Genomic DNA, 26225 nt, shown 5'->3' on the forward strand with positions numbered 1-26225 from the left:
AAATTAGAACTTAACCCTGAACACAAAGTTTGGGGTTAAGCCTAAAGCTTCTTGCTGCACTAAATAAATTTCATTATTCCTATTTTGGCGGTAATAAGAGTTGATGATATTTTTCCTGTCCAATAAATTCCATATAGATAAACCAGCGTAGGCCATTAATTTCTTCTGAATTTTAAACTCTTGACTTACCGAAATATCTACCCGCATATAATCTTTTAAGTTACTGCTATTAATAGGTTCATAATCAAATTGGTTGTTGGCTAACCCATTTTCGGTAATTGGAGTGAAGGGTTTTCCGCTACGCCAAATGAGTCCGCCGGAAGCTTTAAAAGTTTTGTAGCTATAGGAAGTGGCAAAGGTGAAAGAATTAGTGATTTCAAAATTATTCGGAATTCCTGAAGTAGATAAATCTTCAAAGAAATAATCATTATGCGTAAGAGAATAACTTAAGCGAGTATCAAAATTTTTAAACTTTTTATTGATGAGAATATCCAATCCTAAAATTCTATAATCCCCCACAATCTGCGCATATTCATATTGATTCTGAAACCCTTGACTTTGTGAAGAAATTCCTTCAACCTCTTTTACGTAAGATTCTACACTTGCCAACCAATTATTTTTTTGAAAGTTAAGTCCTAAAGAAGCTTGCCTACTTTGAAGGATAGGGAAAATTTGCTGATCTGCCAATTGCCATTTTCGGTTTTCAATTCCCAAAAAATCATTTTGAAAATTTATCACCTGAGATAAATATTGGCTTTTCAATTCGCCTAAAACTTCTATCGAAAAGTTATTCAAAAACTGCTGATTCAAACTTAGCCTTGGTTCGGCTAATAGCAAATTAAAATCATTCAAATAATTTAATCGGGTACCCGCATGGATCAAGGTTTTTTTAGAAGAACTTTGGTAGCGTACACTGGCGAATAGATTATTTACATTGATGGTATTTGCAAGCCTATCTTCATTGGTGATTTCCTCGTTAGCTTCAGCATTTTTTATTTTGGTAGAAATAAACTCGTAACCTGAATTTAACTGAAAGTGACTATCTAAAACCCATTTGGTAGTTAATTTAAGCGAGTTTTCATATAAATTGTTTTCTTGCTCTAGGTAATCACTGGTGTTTAGAATTTCGTTTGTAGCAGTAAGCTTATAGTTAGAATGATAGAGTTGAAGTTGTGAAGTGAAGTTTTCGCTCCAATTTCTGCGATAATACACCCCCATTCCTAAACTGTTTTGTGAAAGCTTACTGCTTTTGGTTTCAATAGTTCCGTTGTTTAATTCTTCAGCAGTAAAACCCAATTCATTAGAAATGGAAAAATAATTTAGTCGTAATATATCTTTTTCAGAAAGTTGGTATAACCACCGAAAACTCACATCTGAAAACCTGAAATCCTCTTCACCATTACTTAGACTAGTTGGATTGGTGGTGACTTCTGTATCTTGAAATGCCCTATCGTAATATTGTAAATAAGTAGGAGTGATAAAAGCTCCGTTAATAGAGGTTCTTGCTGCAATCTGTATAGAAGATTTTTTGTCGAGTGGGGTGTCGATAAAAGCATCGGCACTTAAAAATGTAAGTCCAATTTCTGCAGTAAACTCATCGTTTAACTTTTTATCTGAAGCGAGTTCAATAACGCTTGAAACGCTATTGCCAAAATAAGCGGGAGTGCCATTTTTATATAATGTCGCGGTATGATTTTGATGTGGATTGATGGCAGAAATTAACCCGAAAAAATGCCCGGATTGATAGACTCTAATCCCATCCCATAAAATTAAGTTTTGGTCGTTAGTTCCGCCACGGATATTAATATTGGAAACTTTTTCATTTACGCTTTCTACTCCGGGGAGTGCTTGTATGGTTTGAAAAGCATCATTTTCAATAAGTCCGGGAATGATCCCTATTTCATCAAAATTAATTTTAAAACTTCCATCTTTAATTTTAGAGACCCCTTTAGCGATTACGTTGGTTAAAATAATCTCATCTAATTTTTCTACCGGTAATTCTTGCTTTGGGGGTTTTACAGGAATATTTGCATCGACTACAATTTGATTACTGCCAATGAGGGTAAATTTAAACCCCGTTTTTTCTTCTAAGAAGGCGATGGTTTCGGTAACCGAAAGCATATTGGGCGGTTCCGGTACTTCAATATTTTTTAAATCTTCATCAGCGTAAGAAAACCTGTAATTGGAGTGGCTTTCTAATATCTCTAATAATTCTGTTAAAGGAAAAGTGTTCTGACTTTTTTCTTGTGAAAAAAGCTGATGGCAAAAAGTGAAAAGAAATATTACAATGAGGTAGTTTTTTTTACTCACTTTTAATAATGCTTACAGAACTACCTTCTATTTTGTACGTGAGATTAAAAGGAATGGTAATTGCCTTTAATGCTTGTTGTAAGTTGTTATGTACAAAGCTTCCGGTAAATGTTCGATCTGCATCAAAAGTAAGGTTTTTTAAATGAACCTTAATGTTATATTGTCTTTCTAGTTCGTTAAACACCTCTTTTAATGGAGTGCTTGTAAAATTACTTTCTCCGGCAATCCAAGAAGGGGTTTGGGCAGAAATATTTTCTACTAAACTACTTCCATTAATTTTTCTGTATTCTTTCCCGGCGGGTAGTAAAATAGTGTCTTTTGCGGTAGTTACTTCTACAAGGCCTTCATAACAACTCACTACAAAAATATTGTTTCGTTGTTTTACATTAAATTGTGTTCCTTTTACGCTAACATTTCCTAAGGGAGTCACCACTGTGAATTTTTCACCTTTGGCAACCTTAAAATAAGCTTCCCCTTTTAGTTGTACTTCCCTTTTTTGTTTCCATTGATTTTCATTAAAAGCAAAGTAAGAAGCAGCATTTACATTTACTTGAGAATTATCTGGGAGTGAAATATTTTCTGAAGTTGCTATTTGCGTAGAAACTTCGGTTAAGGAATCTTGAAAAAGAAAAGTATAAGCTAAAAACCCGATAATCAATACGGCAGCAATTTTACTAATGTTTGCTAACCAATTTGTACGAGTGTTTTCTTTCTCTTTTTGTGCCTGTATGTTGGTGTAAGTGGTAGCTGCGTCAAACTTTGGCGCTTTAAAATATTGTGCGGCGGCATCAATTTTTTGATAGTCCTTAAAGGCTTCAAATTGCTCAAGCTCTCTCTTTTCTTCAGGAGAAAGCTCGCCGTCTAACCATTTTTGTATGAGTTTTTCTTCTTTCATCTTCGTGTTCTCTGCAAATAAAACAAGTAAGCTTAAAAATTTCCTACCTCTACTATTAAATTTCTTTTAAATCTTCCCGAAGTTTTTTCAGGGCAGTGTAAATTCTCTTTTCAACTGCTTTTCTTGAGATGCCTAAAATTTCAGCAATTTCTTTATGTTTTTTACCTTCGGTACGATTCATCATAAAAGCGACGCGTTGGGCTTCAGTAAGTTTGGCTAATGCGTTTTGAAATTTTTCTAAGTATTCTTTTTCTTCTACTAAAAACTGTGGGTCTTGATGATTTACTTTTTTAGTTTGTTTCTGTTGGTATTTTAGAACCACTTTTTGATGGTTAAATTCATTCAGCATTAAATTGTTGGCCACCGTAAATAAAAAAGATTTGGCTTTGTTGGGCGGAACGTCTTTACATTTTTTCCAAAGTTTTACAAAAGCTTCTTGCACTTTATCTTGGGGACCTAATTTTTCACCAAACTTGTAATAAAGAAAATTAAATAAGTGGGTGGCATGCTCATTATAAATCTTACTGAAAAGACGTTCTTCACAAACATTTTCTTTTAGGGATTTGGGCATTCTTTTGAATTTTAGGCAATAAATGTAGAAAAATTTATAATAACAAGTAGGAATTTAATAAGATAGTATGTTTTATAAATAACAAACAAGATTTATGTTGCGAAGCATGGTCTTAATTTAGTTATTCTTTTTAAGGGTTTTCTTATTTGTTTTTTGTTTAGGGGGAGAATGGTCGTCTTTTTTGGCGGCCATTTTCTTTTAGTCTATATGCTTTTTAATATTTATACCTTGATAATCAATCAATTTTATACATTCTATACGAAAAACCACATCTATTTTAGCAGAAGCAGTTATCTATTTGGATTTTGATGCATCGGTGTTAATGAAGTTAAGTTTCTACAGAAGTTATTGAAAACTTATCAGTCACTTCTGAAGATGTAATGCATGTTGAAAATAAATCCCAGCAGATTAATTTGAGTTCACTAAACACAGGAATTTATTTTTGAAAGTATCAAATAGGAAGTGGAACTTCTTTTACTCAGAAAGTGATAGAAAAAGAAAAGATGATTTTAATTTTTTTGAAATATTCATAGAGAACTCTTAATATTTTTATTAAAAATGTTAGGAGTTTATTGTTTTTGGTTGTTGTAAGTGAAAATATCAAAAACTTTTATCATGAAAAAAATTACTTTATTAGTACTCTTTGTACTAGCATTTCAAAACTTTTCTGCACAAACAGTTAATATTCCAGATGAGTATTTAAAGTCACTATTATTAAACTATTCACCTGTTATAGACACTAATAATGATAATGAAATTCAAGTTTCTGAAGCTTTACAGGTAACAGAATTAGATGTGCAGTTTCAATCTTCTTGGGCGCCTACAATTAGTGATGCAACAGGTCTGGAAGCTTTTATAAATTTGACTAATTTAAATTTAAGAGGAAATGTATTAACAGATATTGACTTAACTTCCTTGGTGAACTTAGAGGTATTAAATTTAAATGACAATAATATTGGCACAGTAGATATCTCTCAGAATTCTAACCTGCAGATTTTCAGAATTCGTAATAATAATTTAACATCCATTAATCTCGATCATCCTGATTTACTAGAATTGGAAATTAGTGGTAATAATTTAACCACTTTAGATATTACCGGCGAATTAAATTTAGAGCTTTTAAGTGCATCTGGGAATAATATTGCAGCGATAGATTTGTCTCAAAATCTTAATCTAGAAGAAATATTTTTAAGTGCAAATCCTATTACTAACTTAGATGTGAGTAATAATATGTATTTAGAATATTTGTGGATTGAAAGTAATTTAATAACCGAGCTAGATTTATCTCAAAACCCTAATTTAATAGAGGTTAGCTTTTTTGATAGTGAATTTTTGGTTTATGTAAACTTAAAAAATGGTAATTCGTCCAATATTGGTTTAGGAGAAGGATTTTATGAGACTCCCAATGTAGAATTAGTATGCGTAGATGAAATAGATACTTTTAATACATGGTATTTTCAGCAGCTAGAAGTATTAAATGCAACATTAAGTACGAATTGTAATTTTGGTAATGATCAGCCTAATGTGGTGTACGGTTCGGTGAAGTATGACATAGGCTTAGGTTGTAATGACCCTTCTGCTGTAATTGTTCCAAACACACTGGTTACCGCAAATGTGAATGGGGAAGATTATGGAACCATAACAGATGCTAATGGAGACTATACGTTATACACCGATGAAGGAAATAATACATTAACGGCTCTTTCTGCTAATATGAATTTTACATTTACACCTGCTTCACAGCAAGTCAACTTTACGGGCTATGGAAATCAAACTACTATAGATTTTTGTGCAGAAGCTGCTACTACCATCAATGATTTGTCAGTTGCCTTTCTTCCTATAAATAATGCAAGACCTGGTTTTTCATCAAATTATCAAATTGTTGTGACTAATAACGGTACCACTAGTTTAGATGGAGAGATTTTACTCACTTATGATGAAAATTTACAAACCTTTATAGTAGCTTCACCTTCAGAAACTGCGACGACCACCAATACAATAAGTTTTAGCTTTACAGGTTTAGATCCTTTTCAAAGTGATTATATAAACCTTCAATTTTTAAATGCTCAACCTCCAACGTTAAATGGTGGTGATAGCTTAGATTTTAATATCGAAATAACAACTTCTGTTATCGATGATAACCCAAGTGATAATGAGTTTACCTATAGTCAAGAAGTAGTGAATTCTTTTGACCCTAATGATAAAAGCGTATTGGAAGGGAGTGAGGTTTATATTGAGGAGGCCATTAACTATTTACATTATATGGTTCGTTTCCAAAACACTGGTACTGCGAATGCACAAAAAGTAGTAGTAAAAGATACCTTGAGTGATAACTTAGATTGGAGTTCTCTGCAGATGGTTTCCGCTAGTGATGATTATCAAGTGAATATTGTAAACGGTAATGCGCTAGAATTTGTTTTTGATAACATAGATTTACCCTTTGAAGATGCCGATGAAGAAGGTAGCCAAGGTTACATTTCCTACAAGATAAAACCAAAACAAGGTATTGTGGTTGGAGATATAATAGCTGGAGATGCTGCTATCTATTTCGACTTTAACGAACCGATTATTACCAATGAAGTCTCTACAGAAATTATAGAAAACCTATCGGTCGCTGCTAAAGAGTTATCATCTAGAATTCAACTGTATCCAAACCCTACAGAACATGTAATGTATATTGAAAACAATTCTTCAGAAAAAATAGATCAAGTAGGAGTTTATACCATAACAGGTCAGCAGATTTTAGTTGAAAATAAAGCTCAGCAGATTAATTTAAGTTCGCTAAACACCGGTATTTATTTTGTGAAAATTACTACAGAAGGCGGAATTTCCTTTACTCAGAAAGTGATTAAAAAGTAAAGATAAGTTCGGTTTTTTTTATAATTATTGAAAATTCCTGACATTTTTATTAAAAAGTGTTAGGAATTTTTTGTTTTTGGTTGTTATAAATAAAATTACCAAAAACTTATTATGATGAAAAAAATTACTTTATTAGTGCTCTTAGTACTATCGTTTCAAAACTTTTCTGCACAAACAATTAATATTCCAGATCAGAATTTAAAAGATGCGCTTCTCAACTATGATCCAGCTATTGATACTAACGTTGATGGAGAAATTCAGGTTTCGGAAGCATTAGCCGTTACAGAATTAGAATTTAGTAGTGGTTCTTCGTTTGATCCCAAAATTCAAAACACAACAGGTTTGGAAGCTTTTCAGAATCTAACTAGTTTAACAATTTGGAATCATTCAATAACAGCTATCGATTTAACCTCATTTGTAAATCTTGAAGAATTAAACTTAGATCATAATCAAATAAGTGCAATAGACTTTTCTAATAATTTAGCCTTGCAACAGATTGATGTAGGTTTTAATAATTTATATAGTATAGATGTAAGTATGTTATTGGATTTAAAAGATTTTTATGTGAGAAATAATAATTTAGTTTTATTAGACTTAAGTAATAATCTAGCTTTGGAAAAGGTAGATTGTCAAGGTAACCCATTAACATCTTTAGATGTTTCTAATAATTCTAATTTAGAATATTTAGAACTCATGTATCTTGAAAATTTACAATATTTAAATCTTAAAAATGTAGATGTCGCAAATTTATATGCAGAAGCCCCTTTTAGTGATATGGAAAGTCTTGAATATGTTTGCGTAGATGACGTAGATGTGTTTTTTGAAAGTTTTTATAACAATGAATGGCTTGGAGAGCCTTGGTTTACCGTAAGTACTAATTGTGATTTTAATATGGAAGCTATTAATCTTATAAGTGGTGTTGTTAAATATGATACAGGCTTAGGTTGTAATGACCCTTCAGCAGTTGTAATACCAAACACAATAGTCACTACAACTATAAACGGCGAAGATTATGGTACAATCACTAATGCTAATGGAAGTTATATTTTATACACAAGTGAAGGCACAAATACTTTGACAGTAGGCTCAATAGATACTAATTATGCATTTACACCAGCTTCACAGCAAGTCAACTTTACAGGCTATGGAAACCAAGAAACTGTGAATTTTTGTGCAGAAGCAAATGCTGAGGTAAATGATGTTTCAATTGTATTTTTACCATTACAAACAGCAGTTCCGGGTTTTTCAATTAATTATCAAATTGTTTTTACTAATAACGGTACCACTAGTTTAGATGGAGAGATTTTACTCACCTATGATGAAAATTTACAAACTTTTATAGTAGCTTCACCTTCAGAAACTGCGACGACCACCAATACAATAAGTTTTAGCTTTACAGATTTAGCCCCTTTTCAAAGTGATTATATAAATGTTGAATTTTTAAATGCCCAACCTCCAACGTTAAATAGTGGTGATAGCTTAGATTTTAATATCGAAATAACAACTTCTGTTATTGATGATAACCCAAGTGATAATGAGTTTACCTATAGTCAAGAAGTAGTGAATTCTTTTGATCCTAATGATAAAAGGGTATTGGAAGGAACTGAGGTTTATATTGAAGAAGCCAGTAACTATTTACATTATATGGTTCGTTTCCAAAACACTGGTACTGCGAATGCACAAAAAGTAGTAGTAAAAGATACCTTGAGTGATAACTTAGATTGGAGTTCTCTGCAGATGGTTTCCGCTAGTGATGATTATCAAGTGAATATTGTAAACGGTAATGCGCTAGAATTTGTTTTTAATAACATCGATTTACCCTTTGAAGACGCCGATGAAGAAGGTAGCCAAGGTTACATTTCCTATAAGATAAAGCCAAAACAAGGTATTGCAGTTGGAGATATAATAGCTGGAGATGCTGCTATCTATTTCGACTTTAACGAACCGATTATTACCAATGAAGTCTCTACAGAAATTATAGAAAACTTATCGGTCGCTGCTAAAGAGTTTTCATCTAAAATTCAATTGTATCCAAACCCTACAGAACATGTAATGTATATTGAAAACAATTCTTCGGAAAGAATAGATCAAGTAGGAGTTTATTCGATAACAGGTCAGCAGATTTTAGTTAAAAATAAAGTTCAGCAGATTAATTTAAGTTCGCTAAACACCGGTATTTATTTTGTGAAAATGACTACAGAAAGCGGAAACTCTTTTACTCAAAAAGTAGTGAAGAAGTAAATGGTTAATTCATTGAAATAGGAGGCTTAACCTCAATAAACCACCAATTTGATGAATTTTTTAATGGTCGGTAGTAAAATATGCAAAAGTTAATTATTTTAAGTTTAATTATTACATATATTGATTTTAATTAGATTGTACTTCCTAGCGATTAAGTTAAAAGTTAGGAAGGTTCTTTGAGAAATTAACTGCCGACCTCTATTTTTTAGGTTAAAAATTCTTTAATTGGAGTAATTTTCAATGCTAAAATAAATCTGATAAATATATTTCCAAAAAGCAAGCTTATTTTTAAGGTTGCTTTTTTTATTGTTATGTAGCAAATCGTTAACTTTGCAAATCTCAAAAATTGACTGAAAGATTATGTTTGATAATTTAAGTGATAAGTTAGACAAGGCACTACACGTTTTAAAAGGGCATGGCCAGATTACCGAAGTTAATGTTGCTGAAACTTTAAAAGAGGTAAGAAGAGCATTGGTAGATGCCGATGTTAACTTTAAAACCGCTAAGAACTTTACCAATACGGTAAAAGAAAAAGCACTGGGGCAAGATGTACTTACAGCCTTAAAACCAGGGCAGCTTATGGTAAAGCTCGTGAAAGATGAGCTTACCGAACTTATGGGAGGAGATGCAGAAGGAATTAACCTTTCAGGAAATCCTAGTGTGATTTTAATGTCAGGGTTACAAGGTAGTGGTAAAACTACATTCTCCGGTAAACTTGCTAATTACCTAAAAACTAAAAAGACAAAAAATCCTTTATTGGTAGCTTGTGATGTTTATCGTCCGGCAGCGATTGACCAGTTACATGTGGTGGGAGATCAAATTGGGGTTGAAGTATTTTCAGATCGAGAAGAAAAAAATCCGGTTGCTATTTCTCAAAAAGCAATCGCTTACGCTAAAGAGCACGGTCATAACGTAGTGATTATCGATACCGCGGGTCGTTTAGCGGTAGATGAAGCGATGATGAATGAAATTTCTGACATTCATAAAGCTATCCAGCCACAGGAAACTTTATTTGTGGTAGATTCTATGACAGGGCAAGATGCAGTGAATACAGCAAAAGCCTTTAACGATACATTGAATTTTGACGGAGTTATTCTTACCAAATTAGATGGTGATACTCGTGGTGGTGCGGCTATTTCCATTAAATCTGTGGTAAATAAACCTATTAAGTTTATTGGTACCGGTGAGAAGATGGAAGCCATAGATGTGTTCTACCCTTCTCGTATGGCAGATCGTATCTTGGGAATGGGAGATGTGGTTTCTTTAGTAGAAAGAGCTCAAGAACAGTACGACGAAGAAGAGGCGAGAAAACTTCAGAAGAAAATTGCCAAGAACCAGTTTGGGTTTGACGATTTCTTAAATCAAATTCAGCAGGTAAAGAAAATGGGGAATATGAAAGACCTCATAGGGATGATTCCCGGTGCTGGAAAAGCTATGAAAGATATCGATATTGATGATGATGCTTTTAAACATATTGAAGCTATTATCCATTCGATGACACCAGAAGAAAGGTCTACACCATCACTTATTAATGCAAGTAGAAAACAAAGAATAGGAAAAGGTTCAGGAACTTCAGTAACTCAGGTAAATCAATTACTGAAGCAGTTTGATCAAATGAGCAAAATGATGAAGATGATGCAAGGCGGAGGCGGAAAGAAAATGATGCAAATGATGCGCGGAATGAAATAAAACAAAAAGGCTGGGAGTAAAATGTCCGGCCTTTTTTTATTGAAATGATTTATTGATTACCCAGATTCAATTTATAAAAAATGATATTATTAGACGGTAAAAAAATTAGCAACGATATTAAAAACGAAATAGCGGCAGAAGTTGAAAAAATGAAAAGCCGTGAAGAGAAAGTTCCGCATCTTGCAGCGATTATTGTAGGGAATGATGGAGCGAGTATGACCTATGTAAATAGTAAAGTTAAAGCTTGTAAGCGCGTAGGTTTTGAGTCTAGCTTGGTGAGAATGTCCGGTACGACAAGCGAAATGGAACTGCTTGATAAAATTGAAGAACTGAACAATAATGATGATATCGATGGTTTTATCGTTCAGTTACCCTTACCTCCACAAATTGATACCCAAAAAGTATTAATGGCAGTAGATCCCGATAAAGATGTAGATGGTTTTCACCCAACTAATTTTGGGAAAATGTCGTTAGATATGACTTCCTTTATTCCGGCCACACCGTTTGGGATTTTAGAGTTGTTAGAGCGTTACGATATTCCAACAAAAGGAAAACATACCGTAGTGATAGGGAGAAGTCACATTGTGGGAAGACCTATGAGTATTTTGATGGGCAGAAGTGGTTTTCCTGGGAATTCAACCGTTACTTTAACGCATAAATACACCAAAAATATAACTCAGATTACATCACAAGCAGATATTATTATCATTGCTGTGGGAATCCCACATTTCTTAAAAGCAGAAATGATTAAAGATGATGCTGTCGTAATTGATGTAGGAATTACAAGGGTTCCGGATGAATCTACCGAGAAAGGCTATAAAATTGTAGGAGATGTAGATTTTGATAATGTAAAAAAACGTGCTTCCTATTTAACGCCGGTACCTGGTGGAGTAGGGCCTATGACTATTGCAATGCTGTTGAAAAATACATTGCTGGCTAGAGAACGTCACAGAAAAAGAGAAAGAATATAGTTCATAAAAAAAGGAAGCCTTCAAGCTTCCTTTTTTATTTTAATCCTGTTCAAGTTTCCAATCTAAGTATTTATGGATATCGGTTTCTACAAATCGAAGAGCTAAGGTAAACACACTTAAATCATCCACATAACCAAATCCGGGAATAAAATCTGGAATCAAGTCTAGCGGATTTAAAACATATAGCAATGCAAATGCAATAGAAGCAATGGTAAACCAAGGCACATTGTGGTAATGTCCTTTTTTATAATCTTTCAGCATATTAATCATTAACTTACCCAGTTCAGCATATTTTTCAAGTAAACCTGCAGTTGACATTTTATGATCAATTTGCTTTTGATTGTCCAATGTTTCAGTAACATCTTCAGGCCTTGTTTTATTGGCTTCACGTTTAACGTACTCCTCGTTAATTTTATCTTTTATTTTATCAAATATCATATTACAATTTTTTCGAGTTACTTTCTTCTTTTAATTCCTTGTTATCTATTTCATTGGTGTTGCTAGAACTAAATTTATCTTTTCCATATTCTTTCTTATAAATCATCACAATCAATAAGAATAAAGATACTAATAAAGGACCGAAAATAAGTCCGATAAATCCAAATAAAGGAACGCCAACAACCACGCCAATTAAAGTGATTAATGGGTGTACATCAGATAATCGCCTTAATACATATAATCTAATTATGTTATCGGAGGATCCCACAACTACAATTCCATAAATCAAAATTGCGATAGCTTGCCAGTCTTCACCTTGTGTAAACATTAAAATGGTGACGGGTACAATTCCGATAGCTGTTCCCACAAATGGGATCATAGAACCAATAGTAGTAATTACAAACCAAAAGAATGGATTGGGTACCCCAAAAATTAAAAAGCCAATTAAAGCAACAATTCCTTGTACGAAAGCGACTAACGGGATACCAATTGCATTAGCCTTTACCATATTGTCACTTTCTTTACCAATTAACATCAAGTTTTCATGGTTAATGGGTAAATATTCATCTAAAGAGTTTCTAATCTTATCTTGGAAAGTGAGCATGTAATACAGTAAAAAATACATAATACCAATGGCTATAAATGCATTAAACGTACCTCCCGCCAAATTCTGTAAATTGGTAGATACCCAGCTAGTAATTTCTGAAGTATTTATTTGATCACTAACACTGTAATTTAGCGAATGTTCCCACTTGTCTATTTGAGTTTTAAAAGCTTGCACCACTTTTTCCGAATTGTTTACTGCTTTTCCTATCTTTGAAGTAAGCATCGTAATGATTCCGGCTACCGGAACTAGAATCCCAATAAAAGAGGCAAACATTAATAAACCGGCTGCCAAATCTTTGTTCCACCCCTTGTTTACTAGTTTTCTCATCCAGCCCTTAAGCAGAAAAAACAAAGTAATGGCACCTAAAATCCCAGAGAGGTAAGGTGTTAATTCATTAAAAATCAAGAAGCCTAAAAATAAAAGAAGCAACAATATAAAAAGTTGTCTTACTAAGGATGGTTGTAGTTGTTTCATATATTATTTGGCAAATAATTGTTGTTGGTCTTTAAATGCTTTAAACTCTAAAGCATTTCCGCAGGGATCATAAAAAAACATGGTGGCTTGTTCACCCGGTTTTCCTTTAAATCGAATATAGGGTTCAATTTCAAAAGATATGTTCTTTTGCTGGAGTTTTTCTGAAAACGAATGAAAATCTTCCCACGTTAGTACTACTCCAAAATGTGGAATTGGTACAGCTTTTCCATCTACCGGATTTGTACTTTTCTTAGCCGAACTATCTTTTTCTTTGTAATGAATGACCAACTGATGGCCGAAAAAATCAAAATCTACCCAGTGATCGTCACTTCTCCCTTCTTGAAGCTCTAATGTGTCTCGGTAAAAAGTTCTCGCGGCCTCTAAATCATCTACCGGAATAGCTAAGTGAAAAGGTTGAATATGCTTCATCACTTAATGATTTCTTAGCGCGTCAATAAGTTCGTCTTTTTTCATATTAGAGCGACCTTCGATACCTATTTTTTTAGCCTGTTGGTATAACTCTTCTTTAGTGCGCTCTTCATATTTTTTACTTTTGCCTCCTTTTTTACCAGAATCTGGGGTGTTTGCAATTCGTGCAGATTTTTCTTTACTATAACCTTCGTCTCGTAAAGCTTCGTACTGCTCTTCGTTTTTAATTCGTTTTGCCATTTTTGTTTTAAATGTAGCAAGAATTAAAAATCTTTATCCTTAAAATAATGTTACTTTTTGCGATTGATTCTTGGTCGCTTTTTTACTTTAGCTTGGACTTCGTTGGCAGAAAGTTGAGAAGCTTCTTCAGTTTTGCTGGAATCACCTATAAGTTGATTCAGGTTTTTAAATTCTTCGGGAGTAAGTTCACGGTATTTACCCACAGGTAAATCCAGTTCAATATTCATGATCCGGATACGCTTTAGATTCACCACTTCATAGTTTAGATATTCACACATTCTTCTAATTTGGCGGTTTAAACCTTGCGTGAGTATAATCCTGAATTCGTGACTGCTTACCTTAGCTACTTTACACTTTCTTGTAACAGTGTCTAAAATAGGAACCCCATTACTCATTTTATTTAAAAAATCGTTGTTAATGGGTTTGTCAACTTTTACAATATATTCTTTTTCGTGATTATTTCTGGCACGTAAAATTTTGTTGACAATATCACCATCATCGGTAAGTAGGATGAGACCTTCACTAGGTTTGTCTAATCTTCCAATGGGGAAAATACGCTTTGGGTAATTAATATAATCAATGATATTATCTTTCTCGACCCGAGTGTCAGTCGTGCAAACAATGCCCACAGGTTTATTAAACGCTAGATAAACGTTTTTTTCTTTTTTAGCTGAAATTAATTCACCATTTACCCGAACTTCATCTTCATCAGAAATTTTCGTTCCCATTTCAGGAACAGCTCCGTTAATGGTTACCCTTCCTTCATCAATAAGCTGGTCGGCTTTTCTACGGGAACAATACCCCACTTCACTTAAAAATTTATTGATTCGTTTTAATTTCTTCTCTTCTGCCACAGATGTGAAATTTTTATTTTTTTAGAAATTGAATAATTGCTGAATAAATATAGTCATTATTGAGCGAATGACCGGCACCTTCGGTTTCTATAAATTCAGATTGCTGTAGGTTTTGCTGAATACTTTTTGAAGCTTCTACCGGAGCGACTTTATCATATTTATCGTGAATTACCAGGGTAGGTTGTTTTACTTCTTTAGCAAATTTTGCAATGGAAAATTCTTCAAACTTAAATCCTAATTGGTCATAAAATTTATTTTCTAAACCTTTCATCACCCGGGGTTTTAAATTTAAGATTTGTTGGTAGTCTTCCATAATCGAAGTTAGTTCGGAAGGTGGTCCTAAAAGTACTAACTTCTTAATGTTTTGATTAGGGAATTGATGCTGATGAAAAACGGTGGTCATTCCACCAATGCTATGACCTATTACAATTTCAGGATTATATGCCTGCACTATTTTCTCTACACATTTCGTATAAAGCGGAACATGAATATAGTTTCCTTCAGAATACCCATGAGCAGGAGCATCAAAAGCATAGATGTTATAATTTTCTGCCTGTAGCTTTTCGATTAAAACTTTCCAACGATAAGTGTTACTTTCCCAGCCATGGATAAGCAAAATTGTTTTGCCGGAACCTTGCCAATGATAAGTTTGTAGCTTGATTCCTTCAGCAGTTATCACCTTGGCTTTGGCACCGTTTAAAAAGTCTTCCTGTTCAGGTTTTACCTTTCCGCGACGGGGTGTGCAAAACAAGTAGAAAGCTTTTTTGACTGCCTTTTGGGGTTTTACTAAGTGTAAGGTATTAAGCCTTATCCCAATTACTTTTGGTAAGTACTTATTAATTGTTTTTTTCATATAAACCCCATAATTAGGTTAAACTTCGTCGGTATCTTTTTTCCTTTTTACAATACCAATTCCTGATAAGAAAAATATAAGGCCAACAATGGCAAATGCCCAAGGACTAAGTCCAATAGATAGGCTTCCAAAAATACCAAATACACCTAACACTAGGCCAATCATTCCGCCAACAACAAGTATAATTCCAAGAATCTTGATCATCTCTAATTTTTTTGGTTAGAGGGTAAAGATAATATTATGTGTTGCTGCTAAGGTGGTGATTAACATTTTGTAAACAAAAGCATCATGGATGGGTTCGCCATTTCTCGATTTCACTTTTGGCAGATTCTTCACCTGTCCAGCGTAAAATTTTCACTTCGTCATTTAGATCGTAATTTTCAAACCAAGTACCAATCATTTTTCTTATTTCAGGATATTTAGTGGAAAAATCATCGAAATTAGCCGCTTTAATAATCCTGTTTTTTTCTTCCCTAGGGATAGCAATTATTTTGTTGTCAGATTCCCCATTGTCACTTAATTCTAACAACGCAATTGGAATGATTTCAACAACACTTCCCGTCGGTATGTTTTCGCCTAAAATAAGAACATCAAGCGCATCTCCATCACCACCTTTTTCAGGATTGGAATAGGTAGATGGTATAAAACCGTAATTCCCCAAGTAAGGCAAAAAATTGATTATTCGAGCTTTTCCTTCAGCAGAATCAATTACAAATTTTCTTGAAATTTTATCATATTCAATCTTATGATTGGTTCCTGCAGGAATTTCAATCACCGCTTGAATATTATTCGTTTCAGAATAAGTAGGTAAATGATAATAGTCTTTGCTCTCTTCCTTGGTGTTACAAGAAAAAAAGAATAGGAGACCAACCGAAAAAAGTAGAAGTGGGGTGATTTTCATCTTATTCCCAACCAATCCAAAAACGTTTAATTTCGGCATCATCCGGAATCTGGTTTGGCTCTACCGGAATGTCGGTATTGTATTTTGCATCACCAGAGATATGTTTTTTATCGATAGCGATGTAAGCATTGATTTCATCTAAGAAAATAATAACATTACTCAGCGTATTTTCGATGCGGGAAATTTTATAATTGGTAGAAATATCTTTAAAAGTACTTTTAGCTGTTAATCCTTTTTCGGTTTTAAATCGTTTATCTTTTACCTGAATAGTTCCAATTGTACTAGTGCTGTCAAATTGTTGTACAGGAGTTAATAATAAAAGTTCGTTTCCTTTTTTATCAAAAACCGAAATTTGATTACTACTTCTAAACTGATTTTGTCCTTGTGTTACTAGAGAATCGTTTGCATAAATAGAATCTAAATCTCTAACCTGAATATCTTTTGTAAGAAGGCCTACCTGATTTTTACTGATTAAAAAAGGGTCTTTCTTTTCTTCTTTGTTACAAGAAATTATGACGAGAGCTAAGGTAAAAAGCGTAATTAATTTTTTCATGGATATATTGAATTATAAAGTCGTAAAAATAGGAATACTTATTTGCTCTTAGAAATAAATTGGAATGAATTCTATGAACAATTTAAGATAACTTAAAGAAATAAGAATAGTTCATCTGCTATTGATTATCTTTGCGCCGCGATGAAAAAAGAAGAAGTAGAGCAGTTGGTAAACGAAGGGAAAATGCTTCCGCTAATGGAAGAGTTTTATACTATTCAAGGAGAAGGTTACCATAAAGGAACGGCCGCTTATTTTATAAGAGTAGGAGGCTGTGATGTAGGTTGCCATTGGTGTGATGTAAAAGAAAGTTGGGATGCCCAAAAACATCCGCCAACAGCCACAGAAACGATTGTAGATAATGCTATAAAATATAGCGATACAGTGGTAGTGACCGGTGGGGAACCGCTTACGTGGGATATGACGGAGTTGACCTCACAATTAAAGGCAAAAGGAGCAAAAATACATATTGAAACTTCCGGAGCTTATAAATTAACGGGTGCTTGGGATTGGATTTGCCTTTCTCCCAAAAAACTAAAACTTCCTACACAAGAAGTTTACGAAAGGGCTAACGAATTAAAAGTAATTGTGTTCAATAAACACGATTTGAAATTTGCAGAAGAACAAGCAGCTAAAGTAAACGAAGATTGTATTTTATATTTGCAACCTGAGTGGAGTGTTCGAGAAAAGATTATCCCGCTTATTGTCGATTATGTGATGCAAAACCCAAAGTGGAAAGTTTCCCTGCAAACCCATAAATATTTAAATATTCCGTAATTATTCATCTGAAAAGATTGAAAATTTAAACTTAAAAATGAATCCATCCTATAAAGGTTTTTACTTTACCATAGCACCTCTTCAACCAGCTACCGAAATCTTAATCGCCGAGTTAGGCGAATTGGGTTTTGAAAGTTTTGTTGAAACAGAAACCGGTTTGCAAGCTTTTATTATAACTGAAGATTACCACGAAGGAATGTTAGGCGAAATACAAATTCTTCAATCGGAAGAGTTTGAGATTTCGTACACTTCAGAAGATATCGAACAAGTGAATTGGAATGAAGAATGGGAGAAAAACTTTTCTCCGATTATGGTTGATGAAGTTTGTCAAGTTCGGGCACCTTTTCACCCCAAATTAGATACAGAATTTGATATTGTTATAGAACCCAAAATGTCTTTTGGAACGGGTCATCATGCAACTACACATATGATGATTCAGCATATTTTAAAAGAAGATTGGCAAGATAAAAAAGTACTTGACATGGGCTGCGGAACCGGGGTTTTAGCCATCCTTTCCGAGATGAAAGGAGCAAATCCCATTGACGCTATAGATATTGATAATTGGTGCTACCTTAATACGTTAGAGAATATTGAACGCAATAATTGTAAGCACATTTCAACTTACGAAGGAGATGCTGGTTTACTTGAAGGTAAAAATTATGATACGATTATAGCGAACATTAATAGGAATATACTGTTAAAGGATATGGCCACTTATGCAAATTGCTTAAATGAAAAGGGAAGTTTGTTTTTAAGTGGATTTTATCAAGAAGATTTAGCGATTATTAAAGAATCTTGCGAGAAACTGGGACTTAGTTACGAAAGTCACTTAGAACGAGACAATTGGATCGCTGCAAAATTTGTTAAATAATTTATTTATCTAAAGGTTATTTTTTAATTTTAGGTGTTTAAAATCTTAATTATGAGTGTACAAGAAGAAGTATTAGAAGAGTTACTCACCCAAACAGAAGAAACAGAACAAAATGAGATAGTGGTGTTTAATGATGAGGTAAACACTTTTGATTTTGTAATTGAAATGCTGATGCAAACTTGCGATCATAATCCTTTACAAGCAGAACAATGTACCATGCTTATTCATTATAAAGGTAAATGTGCTGTAAAAACCGGTGATTACGACGATTTAGAACCTCGGTGTAGTGCTTTGTTGGAAGCAGGGATAAGCGCAGAAATTCAATAATTATTTGTCATACTGAACTTGTAGAAGTATGAAATTAAGATATACAAAAATCCTTTTCAACTAATTTGAAAAGGATTTTTTCTTTCCCAATCGTAGTAATACCGGAAAACTAACTTCTCTTTTTTCATCTTTCCAGACCATTTTTAGATCTTTTTCAATTTCTTTAAGCGGACTTTCGTTTTTCGCTTTTTCATAATGTTTTACTGCTGACCAAGTATTGAGGTAATTCAGGGTGTCTTCTGCGGTCCAATTAACTTTAATTTGAAAAGCTGGAGTAGAAATTTCTTCAAATGGAAACGGAATCGTTTCATAATTTTCTTCAATATATTTTCGCTCTTCATCCCAATATGAACCAATAATGTGGTTATAAAAATGATGAATCACTTTATCTATTTCAGGAGAAATAGTTAACAATCCATAACCAATCACAGCTAAAACTCCGTTGGGTTTTAAAGTTCGGTTTACTTCCGCATAAAACTGTTCAAAATTAAACCAGTGTATGGCTTGTGCCACAGTAATCAAGTCGAATTGATTATTCTTAAAATTGGTTTTTTCAGCCAATTGAACAGAATAATTAATGTTGTCTTCGCGTGTAGCATTTTCTAATTGCGAATCACTTAAATCTGTTGCTTTAACTACATTAAATCCTTTAGCAAGCTCAACGGCTACTTGCCCGTTACCTGTAGCACAATCCCAAGCAAAATCTTTATTTTCAACTAAATCAAATAAATAGGTGAATAATTCTTTAGGATAGGTGGGACGGTATTTAGCGTATAAATCGGAGTCTTTAGAAAAATTATCTTTCATTTTTCAAAAATAAAAAAAAGCTTAGCAATTTGCTAAGCTTTACGCCTTTTGATTGATGAAAACATATTTTGGCTAAAAAATAAATTAAAGGCGGTTTCTTGAGTATTTATTAAAAGACTTTATAAAAGTTAAAGTGTTACAGTTATGCTAATGATTTTTTTTAAATACAAAGGCTAACTATTACGCTAGCCTTTGTTACGCCGTTGATTGATGAATAAGAACAATTTTTAACTAATTAAATACCGGCGTTTGCTGTTCCAAAACTTTTTACGACTATTCACGGTAGAATAAGTTTGGTTGGTGTTTTCAGGTGTTTTTGTACTTACTTGTTCTAATGATAAATTTACAGTATTCATAACATTGTGTTTTTTGATTGTTGATGATTGATTTATACTAGTATGACGCCCAACTATAAATTTTGTTACAGTACTTGGTAATGCAAAGTAATTATTTAAGATTTTATTAACATTTCGGTTATAAATATTTTTCACTTAAATATTTCCAATAGCGTTTAGGGACGTGCTGTTGATGGAGTTTAGTGTTTTTGCGGGAGGTGATATTGGTACTATTAAAATAATTTTTCCAAAGATGTTGAAATTGAATTTCTTCCGTAGTAAAAAAATCGGTGGAAGTTTCTAAAATAGAAGTTGGTAATTCTAGTTGAATTACTTCTACTTTTTCTAAGTCGTAATAAATTCCGTAGTTTCTTTTTACATCGTATATACACCATTTTTGATCGGCATATCGATTTTTAAAATGTTTCGCATTGAGCGGTAATACATTAAAATCGGGTGCTATTGTGGCAAAAAAAATATCATCTTTTGTTTTTCTAAAACGTACAAAAGCATCCATTCGGTGTTTTTCTCGACCAACTTGCTTTACGGTTTGCGCTACCTTTAACACGGCCGGGTGCGCATAATCTTTAGTAATATCTTTTGCAGAAACTAGAGCATGTTGAATGTATTGAAATAAGGTGTTTTCAATATTCTCAAGTTCGCTTAAAAAAGACCAATAAATTTGTTGACTCCCTCGGGTGCCACATTTTTCTGTTATTTTTTTCCATACGCGTGCCGATTTTTCTTCGGAAGTAATAACTTCTTCAACATCCTCAAAAAAATCACCAATGAACTTTTCTTTCTTTACAATTTTTGGTGTTTTACATCTGTATTCGTAAGCTGCAAAAACCGAAGAAAGAAAACCTTCAAAAGAAGCATCATAAATAAAAATCATTTTTTATTTCAATTTTAATGTCGTCATGCTGAACTTGTTTCGGCATCTCATCTTAATTTTAAAATTATTTGAAGTTTGTCAAATGAGCTTGTCATTGTTTTAATATTGAATCAATGCATCTTGTTTATCAAATAAATTAAGCTGGTTATTATACGTGTTTCTGAATTTACTTTTTGAATTCTGTAAAATCAAGCCTTTAATGTTCATTGCCGAGAGATCTTTCTTTTCCCATTCTTTAGAGTTGCAGACCATAAAATATTTTGCCCGATTGAGTGCAACCCCAATTTTTTGAAGGTGTTCCCAGTTAAGATTTCGGTATTTTCTGGCTCCCAAAATTTTATAAACAGATTTCATTCCGAGTCCGGGAATTCTAGCCAACATTTGCTTATCGGCTTTATTTACATCTACTGGAAATAAATGCAAATTCCGCAGTGCCCAACTCAGTTTTGGGTCTACATCGCTATCTAAATTAGGATGTTCTTTGTTTAGTAATTCTTCAATAGAAAACCCATAAAAGCGCATGAGCCAATCAGCTTGGTACAATCTGTTTTCTCGTAATAGGGGAACATCGGTTCCAATCGATGGCAACCGAGGGTCGTAACTCACCGGTATGTATCCCGAATAATAAACCCGTTTCATCTGGTATTTTTTATAGAAGTAAGCCGCAGTGTACATGACTTGCGCATCGGTTTCATTGGTCGCACCCACAATCATTTGTGTACTTTGTCCAGCAGGAGCAAATTTGGGCGTACTTTTAATAATATTTCTTTCTGCTTTATAGCGAACTATTTCATTTTTCACCTTTTTCATCGGTTGCAGAAAGTCTTTTCGATCTTTATCCGGAGCTAATAGTTGGAGTCCTTCCCGAGTGGGAATTTCAATATTTACCGAAAGCCGATCGGCATACAACCCGGCTTCATACATTAACTCATCACTCGCACCGGGAATCGATTTTAAATGAATATATCCGTTAAAGTTCTCTTCTAACCGAAGCTTTTTAGCTACTTGTACTAAACGTTCCATTGTGGTATCTGGACTTTTAAAGATACCGGAGCTTAAAAAAAGACCTTCAATATAATTTCTTCGGTAAAAGTTAATCGTTAAATCGACTACTTCTTGTACTTTAAATGCGGCTCGTTTGATATCGTTGCTTTTTCGAGTAACACAATACGCACAATCGAAAATACAATGATTGGTAAGTAAGATTTTCAACAAAGAAACACAACGTCCATCCTCCGTATAACTGTGGCAAATGCCCATTCCACTAGAATCACCAAGTCCTTTATTCGTGTTTTTCCGCTTACTGCCACTACTAGAGCAGGATACATCGTATTTAGCGGCATCGGCAAGAATATTCAATTTTTCTTTTATTCGGTCAAAATCCATCATTTAAAATTGGAAATATTACAAACTTATGGAATTAATCCTTTTCGTTGTTTTTTTTCTTGTTAAAATAAAATTCCAAACTTTTGAAAGGCGAAGCGATAATAACGACCTATACATTTTATCTATTTCTACTACTATTTATGCACCTTCGATCAGCTTCAGAAAAGCAAAAGAAAATTGCTACGATCATCACGTTTTTCACAATTCCGTTATCCGGTTTTATGACCGATGTTTATTTACCTTCTTTTCCTTCGATGGCAAGAGATCTATCGGTTTCAGAAACTAGTATTCAGCTCACCCTGACTTGCTTTTTTTTAAGTTATGGTTTTGCTCAATTGTTTGTTGGAAGTATATTAGATAGCTTAGGACGCTATAAACCTTTATTAATTTCATTGGCGGTTTTATTTGTGAGTAGTTTAGCCATAACATTTACTGACCAAGTTTGGTTAATTTCTTTTTGGCGAGTTGTACAAGGTATAGGAACTGCTTTTGTAGTGGTGGCCAAACGTGCTTATTTTGTAGATGTTTATGATGCCGAACGAAGAAAACATTACCTAAGTTATTTTACAATTGTTTGGTCTTGTGGACCTATAATTGCTCCATTTTTAGGTGGTTATTTGGAAGAATTATTTCATTGGCAAGCCAACTTTTATTTCTTGGCTGTTTATGCGGCGCTTTTATTTGGAGCTGAAGCTATTTTTAGTGGTGAGACCATACGCGTGGTGAAGAAATTTAATTTGAAGAAAACCGTAAAGCTCTACCGAGTGATGCTTAGAAATAAAGCATTTGTACTGGGTATTTTAATTTTGGGCTTAGCCTATTCTGTAGTGATGGTTTTTAATATTGCCGGTCCTTTTGTGGTAGAAAAACATTTTAATTTTAATGCAGTGGTAATTGGTTATTGCACGTTAATTTTAGGAATTTCGTGGATGATTGGCGGTATTCTAAGTAAGCGATTTAATTTTTATTCTTTTCCTATAAAAAATAAGTTTGCTGTTATCACTCAGCTGGTATTGATTTCAATTTTAGTGATACTCGGAATATACTTTGATACACTTTACTTACTAATTGCATTTGCTTTTCTCATCCATATTTGTTCCGGATTTATCTTTACCAATTATTTTACGAATAATATGATTTATTATCCTAGCAATGCCGGAATTGCAGGAGGTTTAATAGGCGGCTTGCTTTATATAATTACTTCATTCTCTAGTTTTGTGATCTCTTCTTCCGGAGAAATTATAGATACAAAAGATATGGCTTTACGCTATTTATTAATTTCAATTCCGTTAGCTATTGCTATATTTTATGCGCTTTATGTTCAGTTTAAACGAATTAAAAGAAGAAATTTAGTTATCGGGTAAAGGAAAATATCCTTTTTATTTTTGGAATATTTCCTAATCATGTTATCTTTACGATATGGAATTAGGAATAGAAATCAAACGCTTTAAAGAAATAAGAGACGAAAATCAGTTTACACAAGCTGAATTTGCCGAACGTCTCGGGGTAAAAAACACTACTGCCGATATTGAACGTGGTCGTACCAAACTTTCAGGAACGGTAGTGATGGAGTTATTAAAGCAATTCAACATTAATCCGTTGTGGTTGTTTGGGCAAAGTCATCAAAAACATTTGCCTTTGCATCAGGTAGATACAATGCCAAAAGTAATTACGGTAGATTCTGAAGATAATGAGAATATTATGATGGTGAACCAACGTGCGGCGGCAGGATATCCTCATAATATTCAAGATGTTGAATGGTACAAACAATTACCGGCTTTCGATTTTCCACTTCCTCAATATCGAAATGCTACCTATCGTGGTTTTCAAGTAGAAGGAGATAGTATGTTGCCTAATTTAAGACCTGAAGATTGGGTTTTGGCAAAAGCAATCCCGAGTTTATCGGAAGCAAGTGACCATAAAATTTATGTAGTGGTAATGTATGATACCGTTGTGGTAAAGAAACTCAATAAATTGGCAGATCCCTCAAAAATCCGATTAGTATCTCTAAATGAAGAATATGCTCCTTTTGAGGTGAAAGTTTCCGATATTCAAGAGCTTTGGCAAGTCACCAGTAAGCTTACGTTTAGCTTAGATGCCAATTCTGAAAATAGTATGTTGAGACAACTTCAAGCGTCAATGGAAGAATTAAAAACTCAATTGAACTCTTTTAAAAAGTAATTTAATATTTCAAAATCTTTACTTTAGTAGCTAATTCTATCTTAATGCTAAGGGTGAAAGTTTTTTTTCTATTTCTTTTTTTGGGAGTTCAACTTATGTACTCTCAGAGTAGAAAGCAATGTGATTCGATTTTGAGTTCTGCTGTAGAAGATATTTTTAAAAATGAAAAATATACTTCAGCAATCCTAAAACTTCAGCATGTAAAAGAAGTTGCACAAGCACAAAATTTTCAGAAACAACATTTTTTGGCCACTAATAATATAGGGGTGGCTTATTATCAAATGTTAGATTATGGAAATGCAATTCAATATTACCTAGAAGCTTACCAAATTGCTATAGAAAGCGAAGATATGAATCACGAAATGTCTGTGCTTAATAATATAGCTATTGTTTATGCAAGCGAAGAAAATTTAGAAAAAGCACAAGAGTACTTTAAAAAATCGTTCGATATCGCTCAAGATATAGACAATACCAACCGAATTAGTTTATATGCTTCTAATTTAGCTAAAATTAATTTTGAACTGAATAAAATTCAGAAAGCTAAAGCATATATAGAAATCACATTAGCTAATTCAAATAGTGACAATAAGGCTTCAGAAATTAATGCGTTAATTACTGAAATTCGTATATACTTTCAAGAAGGAAAATATGACAAAGTAATTACTCAGTCCAATTTAGTTTTGGAAGAAGCTAAAAAATATAAACTTTTTGAATCAATTTCTGAGATACAATTGATTTTAGCTAAAACTTATCTGGAAATTGAAGATATTAAAAAGGCTTCGCAAATAATTCAAAAGGGAATTAAAAATGCTCCAAATAACGTTTATAAAGTTGAGTTTTATGAACAAAAGTCCCTATTAGCTTTTAAAACCAACAACATCCAAGACATTTTTAAAGCGAAAGACAGTATCGTAAAGCTTAAAGATTTTATTTACCGTTCTAAAAATCAAGAAATTTTAGAACACTCTCAACTAAAGTTTGAGTTGGCTGCTTCGCATCATGATTTAGAAATTAATAAAGAAAAAAGTGCGAACCAGCGGCTTATTTATAAGTTAATAACTGTTTCCTTAGTTTTCATTCTCATTAGCTTATTGTGGGCATTTTATAAAAGAAATCAAGCAGATAAAAATAAAAGGGAGTTAGTGGAACGCAACCTTCAGATCGCAGATTTAGAATTGGAGAAAGAAAAACAAAAAGCCGAAATTCTTAATCAAGAGTATAAGGAGAAAGAACTAAGAAATGAGCTTGATAAGAAAAAGCTCACTCATGAAATTGAGCAAAAAAATAAAAAGTTGTCAGCTAAAATTCTCTTTCAAAGTACCCGAAATGAAATGATTGAGGAAATTATAAATAAGATTTCCAAGCTTCCACAGATAAATGAAAATAAATCTACACAAACTTACATTAATGAGCTAAAATTTCATTTAAAAGAAGACACTAAATGGGAAGAATTTAATGATAATTTTCAAAATGTGAATAATGAATTCTTAGCTAAATTAAAAGAATTACACCCTAATTTAAATGCAAACGATATTCGTTTTTTATCATTTGTTTATTTGAATCTTTCCAATAAAGAAATTGCTTCATTATTAAATATTACTCCTAATACTTGTAGAAAGAGAAAAGAAAGGCTATCTAAAAAAATGGGATTAACTTCAGGCAAAATACTATTTGATTACCTCTCTAAACTGTAATGTCACAAAATGTCACATCGCATGTCACAACTTGTATTGAGAGGGATTACTGTATTTCATGAGATTATTT

General features: G+C 33.2%; 26 protein-coding genes. 10 read left to right on the forward strand and 16 right to left on the reverse strand.

The genetic code is table 11. The annotated features are described in order from the left end of the window. Positions 1–3: 3 nt before the first annotated feature. The 3 genes from FVB9532_RS13980 to FVB9532_RS13990 are packed head-to-tail and all read right to left on the reverse strand — an operon-like array spanning position 4 to position 3776. Positions 4–2310 carry a TonB-dependent receptor plug domain-containing protein gene (locus FVB9532_RS13980; protein WP_150545796.1) on the reverse strand — a complete coding sequence of 769 codons (2307 nt, stop codon included), beginning with the start codon at positions 2308–2310 and terminating at the stop codon, positions 4–6. Continuing rightward, positions 2303–3205, reverse strand: a complete 903-nt coding sequence (locus FVB9532_RS13985) for a FecR family protein (protein ID WP_150545797.1) — start codon at positions 3203–3205, stop codon at positions 2303–2305. The genes FVB9532_RS13980 and FVB9532_RS13985 overlap by 8 nt, the downstream gene beginning before the upstream one ends. Before the next feature lie 55 nt (positions 3206–3260). Further along, positions 3261–3776 (reverse strand): RNA polymerase sigma factor, encoded by a 516-nt coding sequence (locus FVB9532_RS13990; protein WP_150545798.1) that lies wholly within the window; start codon positions 3774–3776, stop codon positions 3261–3263. A gap of 615 nt (positions 3777–4391) precedes the next feature. Between FVB9532_RS13990 and FVB9532_RS13995 the strand changes: the two genes are divergently transcribed. The 4 genes from FVB9532_RS13995 (at position 4392) to FVB9532_RS14010 (ending at position 11536) form a co-directional block, all read left to right on the forward strand. Next, on the forward strand, positions 4392–6635 hold the full coding sequence (locus tag FVB9532_RS13995) for a DUF7619 domain-containing protein (protein ID WP_150545799.1): 2244 nt from the start codon (positions 4392–4394) through the stop codon (positions 6633–6635). A 114-nt stretch (positions 6636–6749) separates the two neighbouring features. Further along, positions 6750–8876, forward strand: a complete 2127-nt coding sequence (locus tag FVB9532_RS14000) for a DUF7619 domain-containing protein (protein WP_194716556.1) — start codon at positions 6750–6752, stop codon at positions 8874–8876. A 360-nt stretch (positions 8877–9236) separates the two neighbouring features. Beyond that, the gene (gene ffh, locus FVB9532_RS14005; protein WP_150545801.1) at positions 9237–10565 is read left to right on the forward strand and encodes a signal recognition particle protein; all 1329 of its coding nucleotides are present in this window, start codon (positions 9237–9239) and stop codon (positions 10563–10565) included. Positions 10566–10645: 80 nt separating this feature from the next. Then, a complete protein-coding gene (locus FVB9532_RS14010; RefSeq protein ID WP_150545802.1) occupies positions 10646–11536 on the forward strand; it encodes a bifunctional 5,10-methylenetetrahydrofolate dehydrogenase/5,10-methenyltetrahydrofolate cyclohydrolase in 891 nt (296 codons plus the stop codon). Between the two features lie 39 nt (positions 11537–11575). Here the strand turns inward: FVB9532_RS14010 and FVB9532_RS14015 are convergent, their stop codons facing one another. From FVB9532_RS14015 to FVB9532_RS14055, 9 genes are all read right to left on the reverse strand, one after another. After that, complete coding sequence (locus FVB9532_RS14015) at positions 11576–11974, reverse strand: YkvA family protein (RefSeq protein WP_150545803.1); 399 nt, start codon at positions 11972–11974, stop codon at positions 11576–11578. 1 nt (position 11975) lies between these two features. Then, the gene (locus FVB9532_RS14020) at positions 11976–13055 is read right to left on the reverse strand and encodes an AI-2E family transporter (protein ID WP_150545804.1); all 1080 of its coding nucleotides are present in this window, start codon (positions 13053–13055) and stop codon (positions 11976–11978) included. A 3-nt stretch (positions 13056–13058) separates the two neighbouring features. Beyond that, complete coding sequence (locus FVB9532_RS14025; RefSeq protein WP_150545805.1) at positions 13059–13484, reverse strand: VOC family protein; 426 nt, start codon at positions 13482–13484, stop codon at positions 13059–13061. A 3-nt stretch (positions 13485–13487) separates the two neighbouring features. After that, positions 13488–13724: a DUF7218 family protein gene (locus FVB9532_RS14030; RefSeq protein WP_150545806.1), complete on the reverse strand. Its 237-nt coding sequence runs from the start codon at positions 13722–13724 to the stop codon at positions 13488–13490. A 50-nt stretch (positions 13725–13774) separates the two neighbouring features. Next, positions 13775–14578 (reverse strand): 23S rRNA pseudouridine(2604) synthase RluF, encoded by an 804-nt coding sequence (gene rluF, locus FVB9532_RS14035; RefSeq protein WP_150545807.1) that lies wholly within the window; start codon positions 14576–14578, stop codon positions 13775–13777. A gap of 13 nt (positions 14579–14591) precedes the next feature. After that, positions 14592–15431, reverse strand: a complete 840-nt coding sequence (locus FVB9532_RS14040) for an alpha/beta hydrolase (RefSeq protein WP_150545808.1) — start codon at positions 15429–15431, stop codon at positions 14592–14594. Between the two features lie 18 nt (positions 15432–15449). Further along, complete coding sequence (locus FVB9532_RS14045; RefSeq protein WP_150545809.1) at positions 15450–15635, reverse strand: hypothetical protein; 186 nt, start codon at positions 15633–15635, stop codon at positions 15450–15452. 82 nt (positions 15636–15717) lie between these two features. Next, positions 15718–16371: an inorganic diphosphatase gene (locus tag FVB9532_RS14050; RefSeq protein WP_228482354.1), complete on the reverse strand. Its 654-nt coding sequence runs from the start codon at positions 16369–16371 to the stop codon at positions 15718–15720. Further along, positions 16334–16885: a hypothetical protein gene (locus FVB9532_RS14055; protein ID WP_150545810.1), complete on the reverse strand. Its 552-nt coding sequence runs from the start codon at positions 16883–16885 to the stop codon at positions 16334–16336. Before FVB9532_RS14055 ends, FVB9532_RS14050 begins: the two co-directional genes overlap by 38 nt. A 141-nt stretch (positions 16886–17026) precedes the next feature. On the opposite strand from FVB9532_RS14055, the gene FVB9532_RS14060 reads away from it, so the two are divergent. Genes FVB9532_RS14060 through FVB9532_RS14070 form a run of 3 tightly spaced genes read left to right on the forward strand, consistent with a single transcriptional unit; the run spans position 17027 to position 18857 of the window. After that, positions 17027–17659 carry a 7-carboxy-7-deazaguanine synthase QueE gene (locus FVB9532_RS14060; protein WP_150545811.1) on the forward strand — a complete coding sequence of 211 codons (633 nt, stop codon included), beginning with the start codon at positions 17027–17029 and terminating at the stop codon, positions 17657–17659. Positions 17660–17696: 37 nt separating this feature from the next. Continuing rightward, positions 17697–18530 carry a 50S ribosomal protein L11 methyltransferase gene (prmA, locus tag FVB9532_RS14065; RefSeq protein WP_150545812.1) on the forward strand — a complete coding sequence of 278 codons (834 nt, stop codon included), beginning with the start codon at positions 17697–17699 and terminating at the stop codon, positions 18528–18530. A gap of 51 nt (positions 18531–18581) precedes the next feature. After that, positions 18582–18857, forward strand: a complete 276-nt coding sequence (locus FVB9532_RS14070) for an ATP-dependent Clp protease adaptor ClpS (protein WP_150545813.1) — start codon at positions 18582–18584, stop codon at positions 18855–18857. Between the two features lie 60 nt (positions 18858–18917). Here the strand turns inward: FVB9532_RS14070 and FVB9532_RS14075 are convergent, their stop codons facing one another. The 4 genes from FVB9532_RS14075 to FVB9532_RS14085 form a co-directional block, all read right to left on the reverse strand. Then, positions 18918–19664 (reverse strand): class I SAM-dependent methyltransferase, encoded by a 747-nt coding sequence (locus tag FVB9532_RS14075; RefSeq protein ID WP_150545814.1) that lies wholly within the window; start codon positions 19662–19664, stop codon positions 18918–18920. A gap of 227 nt (positions 19665–19891) precedes the next feature. Beyond that, positions 19892–20020: a hypothetical protein gene (locus FVB9532_RS19930; protein ID WP_262714401.1), complete on the reverse strand. Its 129-nt coding sequence runs from the start codon at positions 20018–20020 to the stop codon at positions 19892–19894. A 118-nt stretch (positions 20021–20138) separates the two neighbouring features. Next, positions 20139–20894: a TIGR03915 family putative DNA repair protein gene (locus tag FVB9532_RS14080; protein WP_150545815.1), complete on the reverse strand. Its 756-nt coding sequence runs from the start codon at positions 20892–20894 to the stop codon at positions 20139–20141. Positions 20895–20993: 99 nt separating this feature from the next. After that, entirely contained in the window at positions 20994–22280 is a 1287-nt protein-coding gene (locus tag FVB9532_RS14085) for a putative DNA modification/repair radical SAM protein (protein WP_150545876.1), read from the reverse strand. A 140-nt stretch (positions 22281–22420) separates the two neighbouring features. On the opposite strand from FVB9532_RS14085, the gene FVB9532_RS14090 reads away from it, so the two are divergent. The 3 genes from FVB9532_RS14090 (at position 22421) to FVB9532_RS14100 (ending at position 26155) form a co-directional block, all read left to right on the forward strand. After that, positions 22421–23644, forward strand: coding sequence for an MFS transporter (locus FVB9532_RS14090; protein WP_150545816.1), 1224 nt, complete (start codon positions 22421–22423; stop codon positions 23642–23644). 55 nt (positions 23645–23699) lie between these two features. Beyond that, a complete protein-coding gene (locus FVB9532_RS14095) occupies positions 23700–24461 on the forward strand; it encodes a LexA family transcriptional regulator (RefSeq protein WP_150545817.1) in 762 nt (253 codons plus the stop codon). A 95-nt stretch (positions 24462–24556) separates the two neighbouring features. Next, on the forward strand, positions 24557–26155 hold the full coding sequence (locus FVB9532_RS14100; RefSeq protein ID WP_194716557.1) for a tetratricopeptide repeat protein: 1599 nt from the start codon (positions 24557–24559) through the stop codon (positions 26153–26155). The last annotated feature ends 70 nt before the right edge of the window (positions 26156–26225 follow it).

Source organism: Mesonia oceanica, from assembly GCF_902499555.1.
In the GTDB taxonomy this organism is placed as follows: domain Bacteria; phylum Bacteroidota; class Bacteroidia; order Flavobacteriales; family Flavobacteriaceae; genus Mesonia; species Mesonia oceanica.